5 protein-coding genes are annotated in these 26091 nt (G+C 50.1%); all 5 read left to right on the top strand.

What is annotated here, in order from left to right:
- Window positions 1-101: 101 nt before the first annotated feature.
- The 5 genes from L3V45_RS09165 (at window position 102) to L3V45_RS09145 (ending at window position 26090) form a co-directional block, all read left to right on the top strand.
- Entirely contained in the window at window positions 102-1070 is a 969-nt protein-coding gene (locus L3V45_RS09165) for an aldose 1-epimerase (protein WP_272904914.1), read from the top strand.
- A gap of 18 nt (window positions 1071-1088) precedes the next feature.
- Window positions 1089-2564, top strand: coding sequence for a D-alanyl-D-alanine carboxypeptidase/D-alanyl-D-alanine endopeptidase (gene dacB, locus L3V45_RS09160; RefSeq protein ID WP_014305120.1), 1476 nt, complete (start codon window positions 1089-1091; stop codon window positions 2562-2564).
- Window positions 2565-3043: 479 nt separating this feature from the next.
- Window positions 3044-10702 carry a non-ribosomal peptide synthetase gene (locus L3V45_RS09155; RefSeq protein ID WP_236837380.1) on the top strand — a complete coding sequence of 2553 codons (7659 nt, stop codon included), beginning with the start codon at window positions 3044-3046 and terminating at the stop codon, window positions 10700-10702.
- 25 nt (window positions 10703-10727) lie between these two features.
- Window positions 10728-18425 carry a non-ribosomal peptide synthetase gene (locus tag L3V45_RS09150; RefSeq protein WP_236837378.1) on the top strand — a complete coding sequence of 2566 codons (7698 nt, stop codon included), beginning with the start codon at window positions 10728-10730 and terminating at the stop codon, window positions 18423-18425.
- A gap of 15 nt (window positions 18426-18440) precedes the next feature.
- The gene (locus tag L3V45_RS09145) at window positions 18441-26090 is read left to right on the top strand and encodes a non-ribosomal peptide synthetase (protein WP_236837376.1); all 7650 of its coding nucleotides are present in this window, start codon (window positions 18441-18443) and stop codon (window positions 26088-26090) included.
- Window position 26091 lies beyond the last annotated feature (1 nt).

Raw genomic sequence — 26091 nt, 5'->3', positions numbered from 1 at the left:
TCGCTCAATTCATACGGGCGATGTTTTTTTTAGAGAAGGAAAATGAGTTTAGAAAATGGAATTCCTATACATGCTAGAAAACAAGGAAAGGGCAGGTGCTTATGACGATTGAACATACGACTTATTTAGGAGTTTCAGCCATAAAGGCGGAGACTGATCAGGCTGAATGCATCATTGTGCCGGAGTGGGGATCAAATGTCATATCGCTTCGGGATAAAAGAACCGGTATGCGGCTTCTGAGAGAACCGGAAACTGCGGAGGAATTCCTCAAAAAACCGATGCTGTACGGCATTCCCGTTTTATTCCCGCCGAACCGGATTACGGACGGGACGTTTCGTTTTGACGGGCGCGCGTATCAATTCGAGATAAACGAAGAGGATAAACATAATCATATTCACGGCTTTCTTCACAATCAGCATTGGAAAGCGGCGGCAGCGAGAGAAGAGGGGGATGGAATGACAGTCGAAACAGAAATTGATCTTTCAAAGATTCCCCGTGTTCATAAACAATTTCCGCACGATGTCATTGTCCGGATGACCTATACATTAAAAGACAATGTGTTTACGCAGCGGGCGCTGATTATGAATAAGGGAACGGAGGCTTTTCCTTGGGGGCTAGGCTATCATTCCACATTTGTTTTCAATGAAGAGCGATCCCGTCTATTTTTGACGGCTGACCGCATGTGGGAATTAAATGAACGTTTCGTACCGACGGGCCGTTTATTGGATGTTCCTGATAAAGAAGCGTTCCGTCACGGGATGTCTTTGAAAAATAAACAGTTTGACCATGTTTTTCTTTCTTCCGGACGGAATGGCGGCAATAACGAAGCTGTTATTTATCATCCGAATGAGAAATTATCCGTTTTGTATCAGGCAGACACGTCTTTCAAGCATTGGGTGGTATATAACGGTGACGGAAAGCAGGGGTTTGTCAGTCTTGAGCCTTATACTTCCGTTACAGATGCATTTAATCTGAATCAGCCTGCATCACTGACAGGGCTTCAGATTCTGAAACCGGGCGAAGAAGCGGCTGCGTCATCCAGGATCACCATTTTGCATGACGAAGAATAGGAAAGAGGCGGGATAACATTGAAAACATATGTGAAACGCTTGTGCGCGGTGATTCTGCTTTTGATCATTGCCGAAGTTCCTTATATTGATGATGCGGCTAAGGCGGCTGAACAAAAAAATACTTTGCAAAAAGAGCTGGAACACATTCTGGATGAAGAACCCGCTTTAAAGGGGGCTTCAGCGGGCGTCAGTGTCCGGTCAGCAAAAACAGGGGAGGTGCTGTTCGGCAGCCGGGAAGATATGCGGCTGAGGCCTGCATCATTGATGAAACTGCTGACGGCAGCTTCGGCGCTTTCCGTTCTCGGAGAAGATTACACCTTTAAGACAGAAGTACGGGCAGACGGCGCCGTGAGAGGAAAACAGCTGCGCGGAAACCTTTATCTCAGGGGAAAAGGCGATCCGACCCTATTGGCTTCTGATTTTGAGAAGATGGCTAAACAGGTCAAAGCCAGAGGCATCCATGTCATTAAAGGAGATCTGGTCGGGGATGATTCGTGGTATGACGATACCAGGTATTCAGTTGATCTTCCGTGGAGTGATGAAGGCCAATATTATGGCGCGCAAGTATCAGCTCTTACCGCTTCCCCAAATGAGGATTATGATACCGGAACGGTGATTGCGGAAATCAGCCCGGCGAAACAGCCCGGTAAAAAGCCGCGCATTTCAATTTCTCCCTATACGGACATCGTTCGTGTGAAAAATGAAGTAAAAACCGTCGCTTCTGATGAAAAGAAAGAATTGACGGTTGAACGGGAGCACGGTGGCAATGTGATTACGATAAAGGGAGCCATACCTGCCGGCTCGGCAAAGGCAAGAGAATGGGCGGCAGTGTGGGATCCGTCGTCCTATGCTTTAGATTTATGGAAACAAGCGCTTACTAAACAGGGTATAACTGTAAAAGGGAAAATCAGAACAGACCCAATGCCGCACCGCACCCAGCTTGTCACATCACGGACATCCATGCCTCTTTCAGAATTATTGATCCCGTTTATGAAACTGAGCAACAACGGGCACGCCGAAATTCTGATCAAGGAAATGGGAAAAGTGAAAAAAGGGGAGGGCAGCTGGGAAAAGGGCTTGGACGTGATGAAATCGGAGCTCAAATCGTTCGGGCTCAATCCGGATGAATTGATTGCAAGAGACGGATCCGGCGTTTCTCATATTAACGGCGTATCCGCCGGCCAAATCGGAGAGCTTTTGTATGCGGTTCAGAAAGAGAAGTGGTACCCGGCTTTCCTTCGTTCGCTCCCTGTCGCCGGTGCAAGCGACAGAATGACGGGAGGCACTCTTCGGAACCGGCTGAAGAATACTCCGGCAGAGGGCAAAATTAAAGCAAAAACCGGGTCACTAACATCAGTCAGTTCGATTGCCGGCTATGCAGACACAAAAACAGGAGATACGCTTATTTTTTCCGTGCTTCAAAACGGGCTGCTTGACGAAGATGACGGAAAAGACATTGAAGACAAAATCGCAGTCGTGCTGGCAAATCAATAAGAAGGGCCGGATCCTTAGAGGGTTCGGCTTTTTTGGTGTCTGTAAAACATTATATTGCGATTATGAATCAATCTTTTCAAAAAGTAATATCGGCAACATTCTTCCTTTTTTTTACATGATACTTTCTTACTTGTTCACTGATTTTTCATTTTTTATCATAAAATTTCTTTTCGGAAGGCAAAACCTTTTTAAAAGCGCAATTAATTATACATTTTATTCCTTATTATAGTGTTTTAGAACCAGTTTGCAGTGTACATACATACTGTTTTACATGGTATAAAAATTATAGAAATGAAGAAGTGAAGTGAGGAATATATACTATATTCTAAAAAATGTTAGAAAAAATTTAATTTTTTATTGTGATTTCTAAAATATGTTTTAAAATAATGCTTATATGGATGATTTAGTCATATGCTGTCGAAATTTAATTGTAATTATTTCACTTTCTTATCCTCTTAAATTGAATTGGAGGGATTCCATTGAAGAACACTGTTTATTCTTTAACTCACGCCCAAAGAAGAGTCTGGTTTACAGAGCTGCTCGAGCCGGGCACAAGTATCTGCAATCTTGCGGCGTGCGTCAAATTCAGGGGGAATATCGACTTTGACGTATTGCGCCGTGCTTTAGATTTCTCTATCTTGCAAAATGATTCGCTCAGGTTTCAACTGACGGAAGGGGACGGCTCAGAACCCCAGCTGTATCTGGCCTGGCATCGGCCGATTTCTTTAGAGACCGTTGATTTTACTCATATTGATCAATCAGAGCGGGATGCATGGATTGACAAACAGACGCGTGTTCCGTTCAAGCTGTTTCATTCACCGCTGTATCATTTTACCCTGCTTGTCATGTCAGACGAAGAAGTTTGGCTTTATTCAAAATTTCACCATATTATTATGGACGGCATCTCGCTCAATCTGCTTGGCAATCAGCTCATTGAAATCTACCAAAAAATCATGCGAAGCGAGGATTTGGCCGAACACCAAAGCCCTTCCTATCTCAGCTACATGGAAAAAGAACAGCAATACTTACAGTCTTCCCGTTTTCAAAAAGACCGTTCATTTTGGACTGAAACATACCGAACCGTTCCGGAACACCTTTCACTGGCGGAACGAACCTCTCATCTTAGACAAAGCACTGCAGCTTCAAGAGATACAATCACTCTTTCCCACTCCTTAGAACAATCAATCCGGCGTTTTTGCAAAGATCATAATGTCAGCATCATCTCTCTGTTTATGGCTTCGTTATACATATGCATCAGCCGTCTGACGGCTAAAAAGGATATTGCCATCGGTACTTATTACGGAAACCGCGGTTCCAAGCTCGAAAAGGATATGCTCGGCATGTTCGTCAGCACGCTGCCGATCAGAATGACGGCAGATCCGGATGCGGAGTTCGTGTCTTTTGTCCGCAGTGTAGGAAAACAGCAGCTGTCTGTTATGCGGCACCAGAAATATCCTTACAATCTTTTTGTCAATGAATTAAGGCAGATTCATCACGACCTGCAAAATATCATCGGGATTTCGATGCAATACCAGCCTCTCGCGTGGCGTCAGGCAGAAGGTTTCGATTATGAAACGGCGATGTTTTTCAGCGGGCATACGGCAAATGAGCTGTCCATTTTAATTAAGGAGCGGACAGATACGGGATTGATTGAGCTGAATTTTGATTATCAATCCGCTTTATTTACTAAAACATCGATTAAACGAATTCAAACTCATTTGCTGACGATCGTTGAAAATGCCGTTAGAAATCCAAACCGGCTGATTCGGCATATTGATATGGCGGATGAAAAAGAAAAGAAACGGGTGTTAACTGCGTTTAACCGTACAGAAACGGCTGAACCGCCGGCCCCGACGCTTCACGGGCTGTTTGCCCGCCGCGCCGCGCTTTCGCCGCATCGTCCGGCGCTTCGTTTTCCGGGCGGTATGCTGACGTACACCGAGCTCGATCAGTACACGGACAGGCTCGCCGTCCGGCTCCGCCAAAAAGGCGTCCGCAAAGAAAGCATGGTCGGCGTACTCGCTGAACGCTCGCCGGAGATGGCGGTTTCAGTGCTTGCCGTGTTAAAAGCGGGCGGCGCCTACGTGCCGCTTGACCCGGACTATCCTGAGGACAGGCTGCGCTATATGCTTGAGGACAGCGGCGCTTGTCTCCTGCTTGCACAGCCGGGGTTATCCGTTTCCGGTTTTTCCGGTGAAACGCTAGAAGCGTCTCTTTCTTCTCTGACAAGTGAGACGGAGACAGGGGCTGTCTCTGACGAAGCGGATGCTGATTCGCTCGCTTATATCATTTATACGTCCGGTTCGACGGGAACACCGAAGGGAGTGGCTGTTGAACACCGTCAGGCCGCCGCCTTTTTATCAGGGATGCAAGGGCAGTTTCCGTTAACGGAAGAGGATATTATCGTGCTGAAATCATCCTTTTCATTCGACGCCTCCATCTGGCAATTGTTTTGGTGGACGATGTCCGGCGCCTCCGTGTATCTGCTTCCTGCCGGCTGGGAGAAAGATCCTGTGCGGATGATTGAAGCGTTTGCCTCAGAAAAGGTGACGACCGCGCATTTTATTCCGGCGATGGTCAACAGCTTTTTAGACGCGCTGGAAACGGAGCCTGAGGAAACAAGAACACGCCTCGGCAGAACACTGACACGCGTGTTCGCCGGAGGGGAAGCTCTTTCCCCGCTTACGGCTGCCCGGTTTGCCGATCTTCTGCCGGAGACCGTGCTCATTCACGGCTATGGACCGACGGAAGCGACGGTTGATGCGGCGTTTTACGTCTGTGACCGAAAACGGGACAGCGGACGGACAAGGCTTCCGATCGGAAAACCCGTTCCTGGTGCCCGTCTGTATGTATTAGATAGCGGAGGAACCATCCAGCCTGCGGGCGTGGCAGGAGAGCTGTACATCGCGGGGACCGGCGTGGCCCGGGGCTATCTGAACCGCCCTGAGCTGACGGAGGAGCGCTTTGTCGTTGATCCGTTTTATCCGGGAGAACGCATGTATCAGACGGGCGATATCGCACGCTGGACAGAAGACGGCCTTGTCGAATGGCTTGGGCGTTCAGACGGACAGGTGAAAGTCCGCGGCTACCGGATTGAACCGGGGGAAATCGAAGCGGCGATCCGGCGCATCGACGGCATTCGTGAGGCGGCGGTCACCGCCCGGACCGAACACGGCGAAACCGCGCTTTACGCCTATATTGAAGGACGAAAAAGCGATGACGTGCGGGCGGAGCTTGCGGCACGCCTTCCGGCCTACATGATGCCGGCTCAGTTCATAAAGATGACCGAATGGCCGGTCACGCCGAGCGGAAAGCTTGACCGCCGCGCGCTGCCGGCTCCCGGCGGATCGGCAGACAGACAGGCGTACACCGCCCCGCGGAACGTCACGGAAATGAAGCTTTGCGTCCTTTGGGAAGAGGTGCTGAAAAACGGCCCCGTCGGCATCCGGGATCACTTTTTTGAGCGGGGCGGCCATTCGTTAAAAGCGACGGCTCTCGTCTCCCGCATCGCCAAAGAGTTCGGTGTTCAGGTGCCGTTACAGGACATCTTCGCCCGGCCGACGGTGGAAGAGCTCGCTTCGGTTATTCAGGACTTGGAAGAAAGCCCGTATGAAGCGATTCAGCCTGCGCAAACACAAGATACCTACCCGGTGTCTTCAGCGCAGAAACGGATGTATGTGCTCCAGCAGCTTGAAGACGGCGGTGTCGGCTACAATATGCCGGCTGTGCTGGAACTGACGGGCCCGCTTGACCGCAGCCGGTTGGAGGAGACGTTCCGGCAGCTTGTTGAGCGGCACGAGTCGCTCAGAACGTCCTTTGAAACGGGGCCTGACGGCGAACCGGTGCAGTGCATCCATGACAGCGTGCCGTTTCAGCTCGATGAGGCCGAGTCAGCTGACGCATTCGTCCGGCCGTTTTGTCTGGAGGAAGCGCCGCTCTTCCGTGCGGCCCTCGTGAAAGAATCGGAAGAACACCATCTTTTATTAACGGATATGCATCATATTATTTCTGACGGTGTGTCCGTCAATACCTTGATTAAAGAATTCGGCGAGCTGTACGCAGGCCGTTCGCTTGCGCCGATGCGCCTTCAATATAAAGACTATGCCGTCTGGCAGCGGTCGTTTCAGGAGAAAGAAGGATATCAGAAGCAGGAAGCCTATTGGCTGAAGAGGCTAGAAGGAGAGCTTCCGGTGCTTGAGCTTCCGGCTGACAAGCCCCGTCCGGCGGTCAGAAGCTTTGCGGGCGGCAGCGTATCGTGCACGCTTGACGCTGAAACGGCATCCGGCCTTCACCGCATCGCCCGGGATCACGGCTCCACTTTGTATATGGTGCTTCTCGCCGCGTACAATACGTTACTCGCGAGATTGAGCGGGCAGGAAGACATCATCGTCGGCTCGCCGATTGCCGGGCGTCCGCACAAAGACCTTGAACCGATTCTCGGCATGTTCGTCAACACGCTTGCCATCAGAACGGAGCCGAAGGGGGACAAACGGTTCACCGATTATTTGGCGGAAGTCCGCCAGGCGGCGCTTGAGGCGTATGAGCATCAGGACTATCCGTTTGAAGAGCTTGTGGAACGGCTCGGCGTGCAGCGGGACATGAGCCGCAATCCGCTGTTTGACGTGATGTTTATTCTTCAGAATATGGAGCGGGAGGAGATAAATCTGGCCGGTCTGAAGGCGTCACGATCAGAGCATACCGAACATGATGTATCAAGTTTTGACCTGACCTTATCAGCGGCTGAATCCGATGGAAACATCCGCTTTGAGATGGAATTCAGCACCGAGCTTTTTATGAAAGAAACGATTGAACGCTGGATGGGCCACTTACTGAATCTCTTGCGCCATGTTGCCGCCGAACCGGAAGTCACACTATCGAAAGCTGCCATTTTGAATGAAGAAGAAAAACAAAAGTTACTGATTGAGTTTAATAACACACAAACCGAATTCATGGAAAAACACAAACTGTTTCACCAGCTGTTTGAAGAGAAAGCAGAAGAAACGCCTCATCAGACCGCTGTTATTGAAGGAGCACAACAGATCAGCTATTTCCAGCTCAATGAGCGGGCAAACCGTCTTGCCCGAACACTGCAGAAAAATGGATTCGGTCCGGGAAAAAGAGCAGCCATATTAGCAAACCGTTCGATTGAAGCGATCGTCAGTGTTCTTGCGGTCATGAAATCAGGAGGGGCGTATATACCGGTTGACTCCCATTATCCTGAGGAACGGATTCGCTATTTATTAAAAGACAGCGCGGCCTCCGTCTTGATGGTGCAGTCAGAATACAAAGAACTTGCTTCACAGCTGACGGATCACAATTTATTTCTCATTCAGCTTGATCATGAAGATCAATACGATATTTCCGCAAAGAATATTCAGCCGGCAGCGTCACCGGATGATACCGCATATATCATATATACTTCGGGAACAACGGGAACGCCGAAGGGAGTCGAAGTCAGAAATCGCAGCTTTACGCATGCAGCACTTGCATGGCGCAGGATTTATGAGCTTGATCTTATACCGGTCAGAGCGCTGCAGATGGCGAGTTTCTCATTTGATGTATTTTCAGGGGATCTTGCACGCGCCCTGCTAAACGGGGGAACGCTTGTTATTTGTCCGGATGACGTCCGGCTTGAGCCGCAGCAGCTTTATCGGCTCATTGATCAGCACCGTATCACGTTTATGGAGTCGACACCCGCGCTGATTGTTCCGTTTATGGAATATATATACCGCCGGAAACTCGCGCTGCAAAGCGTAAAAATACTGGTACTTGGTTCAGATATGATCAAGTCGCAAGATTTTTATACGCTTCATGAACGCTTTGGGAAAGAAATGCGGATCATTAACAGCTACGGTGTAACAGAAGCGACAATTGATTCTTCGTATTATGAAGCCGAAATGAGCGAAGAGCCCCGGGAAGATGATGTGCCGATCGGTGTTCCGCTTCCGAATGTGCAAATGTACGTCTTAAACAAAGACAAACAGGTCCAGCCGATCGGCGTTTTCGGAGAGCTGTATATCGGAGGCGCCGGCGTCGCCAAAGGATATTGGGGACAGCCTGAGCTGACAGAGGACGCATTCAGTGACCCGTTACAAACGGGAGAAACGCTCTACAGAACCGGAGATCAGGCTTGCTGGCTGCCGGATGGAACTCTTCGTTTTAAAGGGCGGATCGATAAGCAGGTGAAGATCAGAGGCTACAGAATTGAGACGGGAGAAATAGAAAGTGTGCTTTTGAAACACGGTCAAGTCAAAGAAGCGGCTGTTACCGTGATGAAAGATGCCGAAGGACAAGCCCGATTAGCGGCATACATCGTTCCTAAAGAGGCCGATATATCATCACTCCGCCAGTCTCTTATGCAGGAGCTCCCGGCTTATATGATGCCGTCTCATATTATCGGTTTAGACAGCATGCCCCTTACACTGAACGGCAAACTTGATAAATCGGCATTGCCGGCAGAAGAGATACATTCATCACAGGCATTTGTCGCGCCCGGCGATGAAAAACAGGCGATGTTATGCCGAATTTGGGAAGATGTGCTTCATATTCAGAAAGCGGGAATTCATCACTCTTTCTTTGAGCTTGGGGGAGATTCCATTAAGGCGCTTCAAGTGTCAGCCCGACTCGCCGGAGAAGGCTGGAACATGTCGATCCGCGATTTGTTTCAGTTCCCGACGATTGCAGAACTCGCGAAGCACCTCACGCCGGCTGTTGCAACGGCTGATCAGGGCCCGATAGAAGGAAGCGCTCCGCTGACACCGATCCAGCAGAGATTTTTTGAGGAGCCGGGTGCGTTTGAGCTTCATTATAACCAATCAGTCATGCTGTGCAGTGAAGACAGCCTCGAAATAGATGCGCTGTATCAGGCGGTTTGCGCGCTGACAGAACATCATGATGCGCTGCGAATGACTTTCACTGAAAATGAGCATGGGGAAGTTGTTCAATATAACCGCGGAATCACAGAGCAGCATGAAGAAATCTTTACGCTTAACGTCATAGATCTTTCAGAAGAAACACAGCCGGAAAAACGGATAGCCGCTGAGGAAAAAGAAATACAGCAGGCTATGCGCCTTGATCAAGGGCCTCTGTTTCATCTCGGAGTGTTCCGGCTGAAAGAAGCCGACCATCTGCTCATCACGATTCATCACCTTATCACGGACGGCGTGTCGTGGAGAATATTGCTTGAAGATCTGCAGACAGCATATCAGCAGGCATTGAACGGCAAACAAATCGAACTGCCGCCGAAAAGCGATTCTTATATAAAGTATGCCGAAGAGCTTTTTGACATTTCCAAGAGCAAAGCATTGCTGGAGGAAGCCGCATACTGGGACAGCGTGATGTCTGGTGAAACAGCGCCGCTGCCGAAAATAACTGATGAAAACGCCGGACGATTGCAGGAAAACGCGCGCACTGCATCATGGATATTAAGCAGCGAAGTCACGAAGCAGCTGCTGTTGGAAACACAGCAGGCGTACGGAACGGATGTTCATGAATTGCTTTTAACGGCGCTTGGAATGGCGCTTCATGAGTGGACGGGTTCCGAACAGATCCTTATCAGCACTGAAGGACACGGACGCCAGGGGCATATTCCTGACATTGATATGTCAAGAACCGCAGGCTGGTTTACATCTGTTTACCCGGTGCTTTTGGATATGAGAGTGCCGGACGGCTCAGGCGAAACAACCGCGCACCGCATAAAGACGGTAAAAGACATGATGAGACGGGTTCCTCATCACGGAACCGGCTACGGGCTGCTGAGATATTCGCGAAACATTAATTATAAAGACCCAGAAATAAGCTTTAACTATCTCGGTGCGTTTGACGGTCTTGAGGGGACGCTGAAGATGTCACCGTTCAAGCCGCAGCATGATATAGCGGCCGGGCGCATCCGCGAGTTTGATCTGGATATTAATGCGATGGTGGCGGCCGGGCAACTGGAGGTAAAAGCCGTTTATACCGATGTATTTGCACCGGGGGCAATCGAGTTCTTCATGAATCGTTTCCATACTCACCTCGAGGACATCATCGCCCACTGTTCCGGCAAAAAAGAGCGGGAAAAAACATTAACGGATTACAGCCATACAGAATTGACCGCTCAAGCCCTATCAAGCATTGAAGATCTCGTAAAAGGACTTTAATTTCATAAAAAGGTGTGTGGCATTCGTGACACAAGCGACAGAAATTCAAGATATTTACCCTTTATCATATATGCAGGAAGGCATGCTGTTTCATTCGCTTCTGGATTCCGGATCAAACGCATATGTCGAGCAGATTTCGTTTACAGTCAGCGGGGATTTATGCATTGATACATTCCAAAAAAGTCTGGATATGCTTGTCAGCCGTTATGATATTTTCAGAACGATTTTCATAAAAGAAGTGCCTGACCTTGAAGGGCCGCAGCAGGTTGTCCTTTCACGCCGTGACACTGCCGTACGGACTGAAGACATTTCAGATTATTCGGAAGAACGGCAGCAAAGCATCATTGACGAATTTAAGGAAAACGACCGGCATAAGGGGTTTGATCTGCAAAAAGGCCCCTTAATGCGCCTGACTCTTTTTCAAACGGGAGAAAACCGCCATACATGCGTTTGGACTCATCATCACATTATGATGGACGGTTGGAGCTTGGGCATTGTGCTGAAAGATTTCTTCAGCATGTATTATGCGATCCGGAACGGGCGGCCTGTAAACCTCGGCAGTCCGGCTCCGTACAGCTCTTATATCAAATGGCTCCGAAGCCGGAATAAAGAAGAAACGTCAGCGTTCTGGTCGCGCTGCTTGGAAGATTACGGAGAATCCGTTTCCGTTCAGCAAACGAAGAATAAGACGGCGCAAAACGGTTATGCATCTGAGCATTTCCAATTTTCCCTTGAGCCTGAAACCGTACAAAAACTGACAGACATTGCCCGAGGCATCGGGGTCACGCTGAATACTATATTTACGGGCATTTGGGGTCTGCTTCTCCATCGTTACAACGGCACTGAAGATGCGGTCTTCGGTTCAGTTGTTTCCGGCAGGCCGTCAGCTATCAGCGGCATTGAATCCATGGCCGGACTGTTTATCAATACCGTGCCGGTAAGGGTGCGCGCGGCTGGTGATATGACTTTTTCTTCTCTTCTCAAAAAGGTGCAAAAAGAGTCACTCGCTGCGGAAGAGCACAGCTATTATCCGCTTTATGACATTCAAAACGAGAGCGGCCTGCAAAAAGATCTCTTGAATCACATCCTGGTTTTTGAAAATTATCCGGTTCAGATGCAGGCTGCGGTAAACGGCTGGCAGCAAACGGAAAGCAGTGCGCTCTCACTTGAAAACTTTTCGATGGCGGAGGAAACCAATTACGATCTTAACGTCGTCATCGTTCCGGGAGAAGAGTTTTATGTGAAATTCAGCTACAATGCGGGCATCTACGATCGGGAAGACATGAAACGGATCAAAGGTCATATTCTGGAGGTCATCTCCTGTGTAACGGAAGATCCGGACAGGCTTTTATCAAGCATCAGTCTCGTACCTCCGGAGGAAGAAGCCCTGATTCATTCGTTTAACGAAACGAACCGTCCGTACCCTGAGACAACCGTTCATGGGCTGTTTGAAGAACAGGCGGCAAAAACGCCTGACCAAGAGGCGTTGAGATATAACGGGGTAAGCTGGAGCTACAAGAAATTAAATCAGCGGGCGAATCAGATTGCCCATGCGTTAAGGGAAAAAGGCGCCCGTTCAGATCAGATCACCGCTGTTATGCTGCGCCGATCAATGAGTACGGTTGCCGCTCTGCTCGGAATTTGGAAGTCGGGCAGCGCCTATATGCCGATTGATGCGGAATTTCCGCCTGAACGGATTTCATTTTTACTGAGAGACAGTGAAGCCTCACTGCTCCTGACTGAAAAAGACCTGCTCCCCCTCATTCCGCCGCATTTCAAGGGCAGCGTCGTCATCATGGAGGAAACGGTTTCCCAGCAGACTGCACCGCTTCCGCCGGTGTCTGACAGCGGAAATTGGGCGTATGTCATTTACACTTCCGGAACGACAGGCCGGCCGAAAGGGGTGCTTGTACAACACAAAGCGATCAGCAATACATTGCAATGGCGGCGTGAAGAATACGGGATGACAGAAGGAGACATAGCGCTTCATCTTTTTTCATACGTATTTGACGGGTCATTAACGAGTCTTTTCACTCCGCTTCTGTCGGGCGCCTGTGTACTGTTAACTGATGAAGATGATGCGAAAGACGTCCTTTCAATAAAACAGAAAATCGCCCGCCACGGGGTAAGCCATCTTCTGATCGTTCCGTCTCTGTATCGCGTTCTGCTTGATTCGCTGACGAAAAAGGATGCGCAGACGCTTCGGGCGGTGACATTTGCCGGGGAAGCGGCCACTCCTGATATCGTGGAAGCGAGCCGCAACATATGCCCGAATGCCGAGCTGCTGAATGAATACGGCCCGACGGAAAACAGTGTGGCCACGACGATTCTGCGCAACCTGCAAAAAAGCAGCCGGATTACGATCGGGCGCCCGATTGCCAACACTTCTGTCTATATGATGCACGGAGATCGGCTGCAGCCGGTCGGAGCCGTCGGTGAACTGTGTATTTCCGGAAAAGGCCTGGCGGACGGATATTTTCAGCAAAAAGAGCTGACGGACAAAGTCTTTACCCCTCATCCGTTTCGTGAAGGTGAACGGCTGTACAGAACGGGAGATGCAGCCCGATTTTTACCGGACGGAACGATTGAATATATGGGACGCTTTGACGATCAGGTGAAGGTAAGAGGTTACAGAATTGAATTAGGAGAAATCGAAACGGCACTCAGAAGTCTGTCCGGGGTAAAAGAGGCGGCAGTCATCGTGCGCAAAACGGCGGACGGGGAACAGGAGCTTGCAGCTTATGCCGTACTGGAAAACGCGGGTGTGACATTTGATCCTCATGCCGAATTGGCCGGGAGATTACCTGCTTATATGATCCCGGGAAGCTTTACCAAATTGACGGAAATGCCGCTGTCTGTGAGCGGAAAACTTGACCGGGCCGCACTTCCTGAGCCGAAAGAAGCCGAGAGAACCGGTGATTATCAAGCTCCGCGCACAATGCTTGAGACTGAGCTGCTGTCTATTTGGCAAGAAGTGCTGAAACGGGAACACATCAGTATGAGAGATGATTTCTTCCAAATCGGCGGACAGTCGCTGAAAGCGGCGTCGCTTGTTTCAAAGATACATAAACGGCTGCAAATTGAACTTGCCGTCCGCCATGTTTTTGAACATCCGACCATCGAGAGCATGGCCCGCTTCCTAGAACAGAGGAAAAGAGGAGAATATGCAGAAATCACGCCTGCGGAGGCAAAGGACTTGTACCCGCTATCTTTTGCGCAAAAAAGGCTTTATGCCCTTCATCAGCTTGCGGCGGACAGCACGGGCTATCATATGCCCGCTTGTCTGGAACTGAGCGGCAGACTCAACCGGGATCGTCTGCACGAAGCCTTTTCAGCGCTGTTACAAAGGCATGAAGCGTTACGGACATCATTTGTTTTACGAAACGGGGAGCCGATGCAGCACGTACATTCACATGTCGATCTCGATCTCACAGAGATTCACATGCCATCCGGGACACTTCTTCAAGAGGCGATGGAAACTTTCGTCAAACCGTTTGACGTGGAAAAAGCGCCGCTTTTGAGAGTGACTTTAGCCAAAGCCACTGAAGAACGTCATTTTCTGCTGCTTGATATGCATCATCTTATCGCAGACGGTGTGTCAATGAGCGTTCTGATTCAAGAATTGACGGATTTGTACAGAGGAAAAGAGCTGCGGCCGTTAAAACTTCAGTACAAAGATTTTTCCGTCTGGCAGCATGAGCGGTTCGCCGCTGAAGAATTCAAAAGACATGAGCGGTATTGGCTGGATGCGATCGGGGAAAATATTCCCGTTCTTGATCTGCCGCTCGATAAAAAGCGCCCGCAGCTTCCTGATTTCAGCGGGTCCGTTGTTCGAACGCGCCTACAAAAAGAAACGGCGGAGAATTTGCGCCGGCTCATGGATGAGACGGGTTCGACACTGTATATGATTCTTTTGGCAGGCTACTCCTTGTTCCTTTCTAAATTGAGCGGGCAGGAGGACATTGTCGTCGGTTCACCTGCGGCCGGCAGAAGCCGCGCTGAGCTTGATGGGGTCATCGGCATGTTTGTAAATACCGTGGCAATGAGAAGCAGGCCGAAAGGGGATAAAACATTCCGCGCTTATTTAGAAGAGGTGAAAATGCTCGCCCTCGGCGCAGCCGAACATCAGGACTTCCCGTTTGAAGAACTTGCCCAAAAGCTTGATACACACCGGGAAGTCAATCGCAATCCGCTGTTTGATGCCATGCTCGTTTTGCAAAACAGTGATGATTTCAAAGTGAACCTTCCGGGCTTATCCGTTTCTTCACATGCAGTGAAACATGACATTTCAAAATTCGACTTGACGCTTCATGCCGAGGAACAGCCGGACGGCTCACTGGATTTTCATTTTGAATACAGTACCGCGTTGTTTGAAAAAGGTACGATCGAACGGTGGGCCGGTCATTTTAAAGAGCTTTTAGGACAAATCGCAGCGGATGATGAGCGGAAGCTGTCTGACATTCATTTACTGGACACAAATGAGCGGCAGATGCTTCTTCAAGCGGAAAATCAAACAGCTGAGTATCCGAGGCATGAGACGATCGTCAGTTTATTTGAAGCACAGGCGGAAAAAATGCCGGATCAAATTGCAGCCGTTATGTCCGATGAGCGTCTCACCTACCGCGAGCTCAATGAAAAGGCGGATCAAATCGCCGATATGCTGTCGGAAAACGGCATCCGCTCCGGACAGATTGTCGGAATTATGACCGAACGATCTCCTGAAATGCTGATCGGGATTTTCGGTATTTTAAAAGCGGGAGGAGCTTATCTGCCGATTGATCCTGACTATCCGGACGAGCGGATTTCATTTATGCTGACTGACAGCGGCGCGCGTGTTCTGTTGACACAATCGGGTCTTGGGATATCCGGAATGGACGGGCTTCCGGTTTTATACATCGATAAGCCTGAATCCGTTTCAGCAGACAGAACGAAAGAAATGATAACGCCTGAACAGCCGGCTTACGTGATTTACACATCGGGCACAACCGGAAAACCGAAAGGCGTTATGACGGAACACCGCAATGTCATCAGCCTTATCACACATAAAGGACTGCCGTTTGATTTCGGCTCTGGAGACGTCTGGACCCTGTTCCACTCCTATTGCTTTGATTTTTCTGTCTGGGAAATATTCGGCGCGCTCTTATACGGCGGAAAGGTAGTTATCGTGCCGAAAGAAACAGCCCGTGATCCGCATTTGTACCGGCAGCTGCTGCAAAGTGAAGGCGTAACGGTGCTGAACCAAACGCCGACGGCTTTTTCCGGACTCATTCATGAAGAAGCCGGGCATGCGGACAAGCTGAAGCTTCGATATGTCATTTTCGGCGGAGAAGCGCTTCAGCCCGGCATGCTGAAAAGCTGGAAAGAGAAGTACCCGGAGACAGAGCTTGTTAATATGTACGGCATTACGGAAACCACGGTTCACGTCACATGCAAAAAAATGAATATGGATGATATTGAGAGAAATAAAAGCAATATCGGCAGACCGCTGGAAACCCTCCATGCTTTTGTCATGGACGCCTATATGAATCCGCAGCCGATCGGAATTCCAGGTGAGCTTTATATCGGCGGGGAAGGCGTCGCGAGGGGATATGTAAACAGGAATGATTTAACCGCCTCCCGGTTCATCACGAATCCGCACATTACCGGCATGCGGCTCTACCGGACGGGCGATATTGCCAAAAGACTCTCAAATGGCGAGCTGGAATATGTCGGGCGGAAAGATGCGCAAGTAAAAGTCAGAGGCCACAGAATTGAGCTGGGAGAAATAAAATCAGCGCTGCAGGAGCTTTCCTTCGTGAAAGAGGCCGCCGTGATCACACGTGCTGATCAGCACGGTCAGCACTCCATTTACGCATACGCGGTCTTACACGGGAATGAAAAAATAAAAGAAGCAGAGGTTCAGGCCTCTCTCAGAGCTTTTCTGCCGGAATATATGATTCCCGCCCGCTTGATAGAGCTTGATGAACTGCCTTTGACGGCGAATGGGAAGCTGGACGAGAAGGCGCTCCCGCAGCCTGAATTAAATGAAAGCCTTGGAGATGATATCAGCCTGAGAAATGAAACTGAAGAAATGATGGCTGACATCTGGGAAGAACTCTTAGGTGTTGAAGGACTCGGCCCCAATGCTCATTTCTTCCATCTCGGCGGGGATTCGATTAAAGCGCTGCAAGTATGTGCGAGGCTGAAACAGCAGGGCTATGAAACGACCGTCCGCGAGCTGTTCGAGCATCAGACACTGGGAGGAGTGTCGATGCGGCTCCGGAAAGTCCGCCGCGTGATTGATCAGGCTCCCGTCACGGGAGACGTGCCGCTGACGCCGATCCAGCACTGGTTCTTTTCGCAATCATTGCCGCATGATCATTTTAATCAGTCCGTTATGCTCAGCAGTGCGGACAGAATCAATGAATCTGCTATGAGAAAAGCGCTGGCACAGCTCGCGGTTCATCATGACGCATTACGGATGGTATGCGGCACACAAAACGGATCAGTGATTCAATATAACAGAGCGGATAACCTTTCTGAAGAAGAACTCTTTACGTTTGAAACGCATGACGTGAGAGGGAAAGGGTCATTACAAGAGGAACACGCCGCAATTGAACAGGCGGCCGCCCGTATTCAAACTTCCATTCGGCTGGAGACGGGTCCGCTCGTAGCTGTCGGTTTATTTCATGCCGCTGATGGCGATCATCTGCTGCTTTCCATTCATCACCTTGTCATTGACGGAGTGTCATGGCGGATTTTATTTGAAGATCTCACCGCGTGCTACAGGCAGGTGCTCGAAGGAAAAGAAGCCGCGCTTCCGGCGAAAACCGATTCCTATCAGACTTATGCAAAGCAAATCTCTGATTATGCAAAAAGCCGCCGGCTGTTACAGGAAGCAGACTACTGGTCCGAAAGAGAAAAAGCGGCGGTCAAACCGCTTCCGAAAGATGCCCGCATCTCTTCCAATCTTCTGAAAGATACAGATGTGATGACCGTTACATTGACAAAACAGGAGACCGAGCAGCTGTTAACGGAAGCGAACAGAGCATACACAACAGAGACGGGCGAATTATTGCTTGCCGCGTTAAGCCTAGCGCTGAACAGATGGACCGGAAACGAGACATTCAAAATCAGCATGGAAGGCCACGGAAGGGAAGAGCACCTGGAGCATCTTGATATCAGCAGAACCATCGGCTGGTTTACGTCAATTTATCCGGTATTGGTTGACGCAAGTTTTCAAGATCAGCCTGATGACGGCGAGCGTCTCGGCTATCACATTAAGCGGACAAAAGACATGATGCGCCGCATACCGCATAAAGGAGCGGGATACGGGGTGCTGAAATATATAAGCAAACTCTGGGGAGAAACTGAATCTGATTCTCCTGAAATCAGTTTTAACTATCTGGGACAGTTTGACCGGGAAATCCGTTCCAGCGGCTTCGGTGTTTCTCCCGTAAAAGCGGGAAATGAAGTCAGCCCAGACTGGGAACGTCCGTACACACTTGATATCAGCGGCTCCGTATCGTCGGAATGTCTCAGCATGCATGTCGTGTACAACCGTTTTCAGTATCAAAAAGAAACGATTGAAGTTTTGACGGGATATTTTCATACCTTTCTCAAGCAGATCATCACGCATTGCACAGGCAAAGAGGAGCGTGAATGGAGCGCCGCTGATTTCAGTGACGAGGAGTTAACGCTAGAAGATCTGAGTGACATTATGGGAGCCGTCAACAAACTATAGAAAAGGAGTGGCGCAATGGGGCAGCAACCGGAAATACAAGATATATATCCTTTGTCTTTTATGCAGGAGGGCATGCTTTTTCATTCTCTGTTGGATCATGACTCAAGAGCCTACTTCGAACAAGCGGTGTTTACGATCAGCGGAAAGCTTGACCGGGAACGGTTCCAAAAAAGTATAGACACTGTTTTTGAACGATACGATATTTTCCGTACGACATTTATTCACAAGAATGTGGCAAAGCCCCGACAAGTCGTGTTGAAAAACAGGCCGAGCCGCGTTCAGTTTCATGATATTTCTCATTTGGACGAGAAGGCGCAAGACAAATATGCCGACCGGTTCAGAAAAGAAGATAAAGATAAAGGCTTTGATTTGCAATCAGACCCTCTCATGAGAGTCTCCATTTTGAAAAAAGCGCCTGAACGCTATGTTTGTATATGGAGCCATCATCATATTGTCATGGATGGCTGGTGCTTCGGAATTGTCATGAAGGAATTTCTGATGATCTATCAATCTCTCGGAGACGGACGGCTTCCGTCTCTCGAGCCTGTTCAGCCATATGGGAAGTATATTAAATGGCTCATGAAGCAGGATCGTAAAGAAGCCGAGATTTTTTGGAAAACGAGACTTGCCGATCTTGAGCAAACGGCGTCTCTTCCGAAAAAATCCGCGGAACCAAACGGCCAACTTGAGCAGGCGGTTTTCACCATTTCTGAAGAACAGACAAATGAGCTGAAGAACATTGCGGCAAGGGCGGGAGCAACGCTGAATACAGTGTTCCAGGCACTGTGGGGCATTTTGCTGCAGCGTGTCAGCCGCTGTGATGATGCCGTTTTCGGTTCTGTCGTTTCCGGCCGGCCGTCGAATCTCGCAGGCGTGGAAAAAATGGTGGGACTGTTTATCAATACGATTCCCGTACGGGTGAAAAGCGGTTCATTTTCTTTTCTGGAGCTCGTCAGGCATTTGCAGCAGGAGACGCTGCAAGCAGAAGCGTACAGCTATTATCCGCTGTATGACATTCAGGCGCAAAGCCCTCTGAAGCAAGCGCTGTTTGACCATATTATCGTGTTTGAAAATGTGCCGGCCCAGCGTGAAATTGAAAATGTGAGTCAGGCCGGTTCATTTGATTTTGCGGTAGAGGATTTCACGATGGAAGAAGTCACAAACTACGGATGCAGCATAAAGGTGATTCCAGGCAATTCTCTTTATATCCGCTTAAAATTTGATACCGGTATATACGACGATGTTTTTATGAAGAATATCGAAACATTTTTACGGCATATGGTGAACTCAGTCATTTCCGACCCTGAAATCGGCGCTTCCGAGATCGCATTGCTGGATGCGTGTGAAGCCAGAAGTATGATGGATGCATTTAACCATACAGAAGCGGTTGAACCGCCTGCTCCGACGCTTCACGGGCTGTTTACCCGCCGCGCCGCGCTTTCGCCGCATCGTCCGGCGCTCCGTTTTCCGGACGGTATGCTGACGTACGCCGAGCTTGACCAGTACACAGACAGGCTTGCCGTCCGGCTCCGACAAAAAGGCGTCCGCAAAGAAAGCATGGTCGGCGTACTCGCTGAACGCTCGCCGGAGATGGTGGTTTCAGTGCTTGCCGTGTTAAAAGCGGGCGGCGCCTACGTGCCGCTTGACCCGGACTATCCTGAGGACAGGCTGCGATATATGCTTGAGGACAGCGGCGCTTGTCTCCTGCTTGCACAGCCGGGATTATCCGTTTCCGGTTTTTCCGGTGAAACGCTAGAAGTGTCTCTTTCTTCTCTGACAAATGAGACGGAGACAGGGGCTGTCTCTGACGAAGCGGATGCTGATTCGCTCGCTTATATCATTTATACGTCCGGTTCGACGGGAACACCGAAGGGAGTAGCTGTTGAACACCGTCAAGCCTCCGCCTTTTTATCAGGGATGCAAGGGCAGTTTCCGTTAACGGAAGAGGATGTTATCGTGCTGAAATCATCCTTTTCATTCGACGCCTCCATCTGGCAATTGTTTTGGTGGACGATGTCAGGCGCCTCCGTGTATCTGCTTCCTGCCGGCTGGGAGAAAGATCCTGTGCGGATGATTGAAGCGTTTGCCTCAGAAAAGGTGACGACCGCGCATTTTATTCCGGCGATGGTCAACAGCTTTTTAGACGCGCTAGAAACGGAGCCTGAGGAAACAAGAGCACGCCTCGGCAGAACACTGACACGCGTGTTCGCCGGAGGGGAAGCTCTTTCCCCGCTTACGGCTGCCCGGTTTGCCGATCTTCTGCCGGAGACCATGCTTATTCACGGCTATGGACCGACGGAAGCGACGGTTGATGCGGCGTTTTACGTCTGTGACCGAAAACAGGACAGCGGACGAACGCGGCTTCCGATCGGAAAACCCGTTCCGGGTGCCCGTCTGTATGTATTAGATAGCGGAGGAACCATCCAGCCTGCGGGCGTGGCAGGAGAGCTGTACATCGCGGGGACCGGCGTGGCCCGCGGCTATCTGAACCGGCCTGAGCTGACGGAGGAGCGCTTTGTCGATGATCCGTTTTATCCGGGAGAACGCATGTATCAGACGGGCGATATCGCACGCTGGACAGAAGACGGCCTTGTCGAATGGCTCGGTCGTTCAGACGGACAGGTGAAAGTCCGCGGCTACCGGATTGAACCGGGAGAAATCGAAGCGGCGATCCGGCGCATCGACGGCATTCGTGAGGCGGCAGTCACCGCTCGGACCGAAGAAGGCGAAACCGCACTTTACGCCTATATCGAAGGACGAAAAAGCGATGACGTGCGGGCAGAGCTTGCCACACGCCTTCCGGCCTACATGATGCCGGCTCAGTTTATAGAGATGAGCGAATGGCCGGTCACGCCGAGCGGAAAGCTTGACCGCCGCGCGCTGCCGGCTCCCGGCGGAGCGGCAGACAGACAGGCGTACACCGCCCCGCGGAACGTCACGGAAATGAAGCTTTGCGCCCTTTGGGAAGAGGTGCTGAAAAACGGCCCCGTCGGTATCCGGGATCACTTTTTTGAGCGGGGAGGCCATTCGTTAAAAGCGACGGCTCTCGTCTCCCGCATCGCCAAAGAGTTCGGTGTTCAGGTGCCGTTACAGGACATCTTCGCCCGGCCGACGGTGGAAGAGCTCGCTTCGGTTATTCAGGACTTGGAAGAAAGCTCGTATGAAGCGATTCAGCCTGCGAAAAAACAGGACACCTACCCGGTGTCTTCGGCGCAGAAACGGATGTATGTGCTCCAACAGCTTGAAGACGGCGGTGTCGGCTACAATATGCCGGCTGTGCTGGAACTGACGGGCCCGCTTGACCGCAGCCGGCTGGAGGAGACGTTCCGGCAGCTTGTGGAGCGGCACGAGTCGCTCAGAACGTCCTTTGAAACGGGGCCTGACGGCGAACCGATGCAGCGCATCCATGACAGCGTGCCGTTTCAGCTCGATGAGGCCGAGTCAGCTGACGCATTCGTCCGGCCGTTTTGTCTGGAAGAAGTGCCGCTCTTCCGTGCGGCTCTCGTGAAAGAATCGGATGAACGCCATCTTTTATTAACGGATATGCATCATATAATTTCTGACGGTGTGTCCGTCAACACCTTGATTAAAGAATTTGGCGAGCTGTACGCAGGCCGTTCGCTTGCGCCGATGCGCCTTCAATATAAAGACTATGCCGTCTGGCAGCGGTCGTTTCAGGAGAAAGAAGGGTACCAGAAGCAGGAAGCCTATTGGCTGAAGCGGCTTGAAGGAGAGCTTCCGGTGCTTGAACTTCCGGCTGACAAGCCCCGTCCGGCGGTCAGAAGCTTTGCGGGCGGCAGCGTATCGTGCACGCTTGACGCTGAAACGGCATCCGGCCTTCACCGCATCGCCCGGGATCACGGCTCCACTTTGTATATGGTGCTTCTCGCCGCGTACAATACGTTACTCGCGCGATTGAGCGGGCAGGAAGACATCATCGTCGGATCGCCGATTGCCGGGCGCCCGCACAAAGACCTTGAACCGATTCTCGGCATGTTCGTCAACACGCTTGCCATCAGAACGGAGCCGAAAGGAGACAAACGGTTTACCGATTATTTGGCGGAAGTCCGCCAGGCGGCGCTTGAGGCGTATGAGCATCAGGACTATCCGTTTGAAGAGCTTGTGGAACGGCTCGGCGTTCAGCGGGACATGAGCCGCAATCCGCTGTTTGACGTGATGTTTGTGCTCCAAAATATGGAGCGTGAATCCCTGAATTTAAATGAGCTGCATTTGACTCAAGCCGCGGATACAGGTCATAAAACCGCAAAGTTTGATGCCACGCTTTACGCGGCGGAAGGGTCTGACGGTTCCATCAGCTTTGATTTTGAATTCAATACAGATATCTATCAAAAACAGACAATCGAAAAATGGCTTTCTTACTTTACTCGTATTCTTACAAAAGTAATTGAAGACCAAACAATACCGCTTGGTGACATTCACGTATTGGATGATGCTGAAACAAATCGCGTTATTTATCAGTTTAATCAGACGAAAAGCGATTACCCAAGACATGAAACCATCAGCCGTTTATTTGAGCGGCAGGCTGAAGAAACCCCCGATGCCCGGGCAGTTGTATATGATGGACAAATCTTGACATACCGTGAGCTGAACGAACGGGCTAACAGAATAGCGGCGGCTCTCCGATCAAATGGCGTGGGTCCGGAAAGTGTTGTCGCCTTATTAACCGGCCGCACAACAGAGCTTGCTTCCGGAATCCTCGGAATATTAAAAGCGGGAGGCGCCTACTTGCCTATCGGTGACGATGTGCCTCGGGAACGGGCTGAATGGATGCTTAAAGACTGTAAAGCTGATATTCTTCTCCAATCTGATAAACTTGACGGTCTGCTGCTTTCCGGAAAACGTTTATTCATAGAGGATATTCAAACAAAGGCCGGCTTAAGTTCGGAAAATCCCGAACCGCTCGGCGGACCTGAATCATTGGCCTACATGATTTATACATCCGGGTCAACAGGTGCGCCAAAAGGAGTCATGATTGAACAGCGAAGCGTGATCCGTCTTGTGAAAAACAGCAATTATATTGATTTTACGCCGAAAGACAGACTGTTGTTTACTTCATCATTAGGATTTGATGTAACGACATTTGAAATATTCGGTCCGCTTTTAAACGGCGCTTCTTTATATGTAAGTGACCAGGAAACCTATCTCGACTCTGATGTTCTGGAAACATTTATACAGCAAAACGGCATTACGACACTGTGGCTGACATCGTCTTTGTTCAATCATCTATCAGAACAAAATGAACACGTGTTTTCCGGATTATCCCGATTGATTATCGGCGGGGAAGCACTGTCCCCAAGTCATGTAAACCGGGTTCGGAAAACGCTGCCGCATCTTTCAATATGGAATGGATACGGACCGACTGAAAACACGACGTTCTCGACTTGCTTTTTGATTGAACAATCATACGATCATTCAATCCCGATCGGCCGCCCTGTCGGAAATTCAACTGCATATATCATAAACAGCAGGGGAACACCGCAGCCGATCGGCGTCATCGGCGAATTATGCACAGGCGGAGACGGTGTGGCAAGAGGATATTTCGGCCGCCCTGAGCTGACGGAAGAAAAATTTGTCCCTAATCCTTTTGTTCCCGGAGAACGGATGTACCGCACCGGAGATTTAGCCCGCTGGCTGCCGGACGGAACGATTGAATATGCCGGACGGATGGATGATCAAGTGAAAATCCGCGGTTATCGGGTCGAGCTGGGAGAGATTGAAGCCGCACTAAGGAGCCTGGACGGCGTGAAAGAAGCTGCCGTGTCAGTCAGAACCGGGCAGTCCGGCAATAAAGAACTGATCGCATATATGAGTCTGCAGACGGACATGGATACAGAAAAAGTGCGTTCATCACTTTCTAAGCAACTGCCGAATTACATGGTCCCGGCCTATATGATGGAACTTGAGAAGCTGCCGCTTACGCCGAACGGTAAATTGGATCGGAAAAATCTGCCCGAACCGGAGCTCGCGCTTCAAACCGCGTACACAGCTCCCCGCAATGAGCTTGAAGAACAGCTTTCCGTGATCTGGCAGGAAGTGCTCGGCACAAAACAAGTCGGGATTGAGGACTCATTTTTTGAGTTGGGCGGCGATTCAATCAAAGCGCTGCAAGTTGCCGCGCGGCTCGGACGCTACGGGTGGAAAATGACGGCAAGTGACTTATTCCGGCATCCGTCCATTAAGGAACTCGCGCCTCTTATCCGGAAAGCGGAAAGAGTCATCGATCAGCGGCCGGTGGAAGGAGACATACCTTGGACACCCGTTCAGCACTGGTTTTTATCACAGCGGATGGAAAACAGAAATCATTTCAATCAGTCCGTCATGATGTTCAGCTCTGACGCATTGCATAAACAGCCGCTCAAACAAGCCTTGGAGCATCTTGTCATTCATCATGATGCACTCCGGATCACTGTCAGTTCAGAAAACGAAAGTATCAGACAAATCAATCACGGTATTCAAAAAGATGAACTGTACAGCTTGGACATTTGGGATCTGTCTGAGACAGATACTTGGGAAAGAGAAATAGAAGATGAAGTGGCTGCGCTCCAACAGCGGATGGATATTGAAAAAGGGCCGTTATTAAAAGCCGGCTGGTTCAAAACCCGGTCAGGGGATTATTTATTCATCACCGTACATCACCTGGCGGTTGACGGAGTGTCATGGCGTATTCTGCTGGAGGATTTATCTGCCGCTTACACTCATGCCGTAAAAGGTCAGCCGGTCCAGCTTCCGCCAAAGACCGATTCGTTTAAGCAATACGCCGTAAGGCTTTCAGAATACGCAAAAAGCAGCAAGCTGATGCGTGAAGAAGAATATTGGCGTTTTATTGAAGAAGAAACAGCCGCCGGACTTCCTTATGAAAAACCGCAGCATCAGACGGGAGCCGACAGCATTCGGCAAACGGTAAGCTTTACGCTTACAGAAGAAGAAACGTCCGTTTTGCTTCAGCAGGTCAACCGGGCCTACCATACCGATACGCAAGATATTCTTCTGACTGCCGCAGCTTTGGCTTTACGGGACTGGACAGGGGACGGCAGACTGCGCATCGCGATGGAAGGGCACGGGAGAGAGCACATCATGCCGGAGCTCGACATCAGCCGCACCGTAGGCTGGTTTACCTCCATGTACCCGGTGCTCATTGACTTGAACACAGCAGGCGCTGAGCTTGGAACGGCTGTAAAAACGGTCAAAGACACACTCGGAAGAATACCGGATAAAGGAATAGGCTACGGCATTTTAAAATACATGACACCGCCTGAACAAAAAACAATCCGCTTCAGACAAGCGCCTGAAATCAGCTTTAACTATTTAGGGCAATTCAATGATACAGAAGATCTGCACACATTCAGTTTATCCGGTCTTGCGAGCGGGCACGACATCACGCCGACATGGCAGCGGGAACAAGCGGTGGAAATGAGCGCGATGGCCGCTCAACATAAACTGCACTTCAGTTTGAGCTATCCGCCGAGCTGTTTCCGCAAAGAAACGATGGAACAGCTGCTGCAAACTTTACAGCAATATTTGCGTGATATTATGGCGCACTGCACAGGCAAAGAGGAAGCAGAAAAAACCGTTAGTGATTTTAGCAGCAAAACGTTAACATCTGATGATTTGGACAGCATAGCGAGTTTTGTCGAGGAACTGTAGA

This window comes from Bacillus sp. R45 (assembly GCF_021729365.1).
GTDB classification, from domain to species: domain Bacteria; phylum Bacillota; class Bacilli; order Bacillales; family Bacillaceae; genus Bacillus; species Bacillus velezensis.
The sequence above is the reverse complement of the archived record's forward strand: the minus strand, read 5'-3'. Positions and strand labels throughout refer to the sequence as shown.

Excerpts from the sequence above, each read along its gene's own strand:
- L3V45_RS09165 (WP_272904914.1), top strand. The coding sequence starts at position 102 with ATGACGATTGAACATACGACTTATTTAGGAGTTTCAGCCATAAAGGCG.
- L3V45_RS09145 (WP_236837376.1), top strand. The coding sequence starts at position 18,441 with ATGGGGCAGCAACCGGAAATACAAGATATATATCCTTTGTCTTTTATG.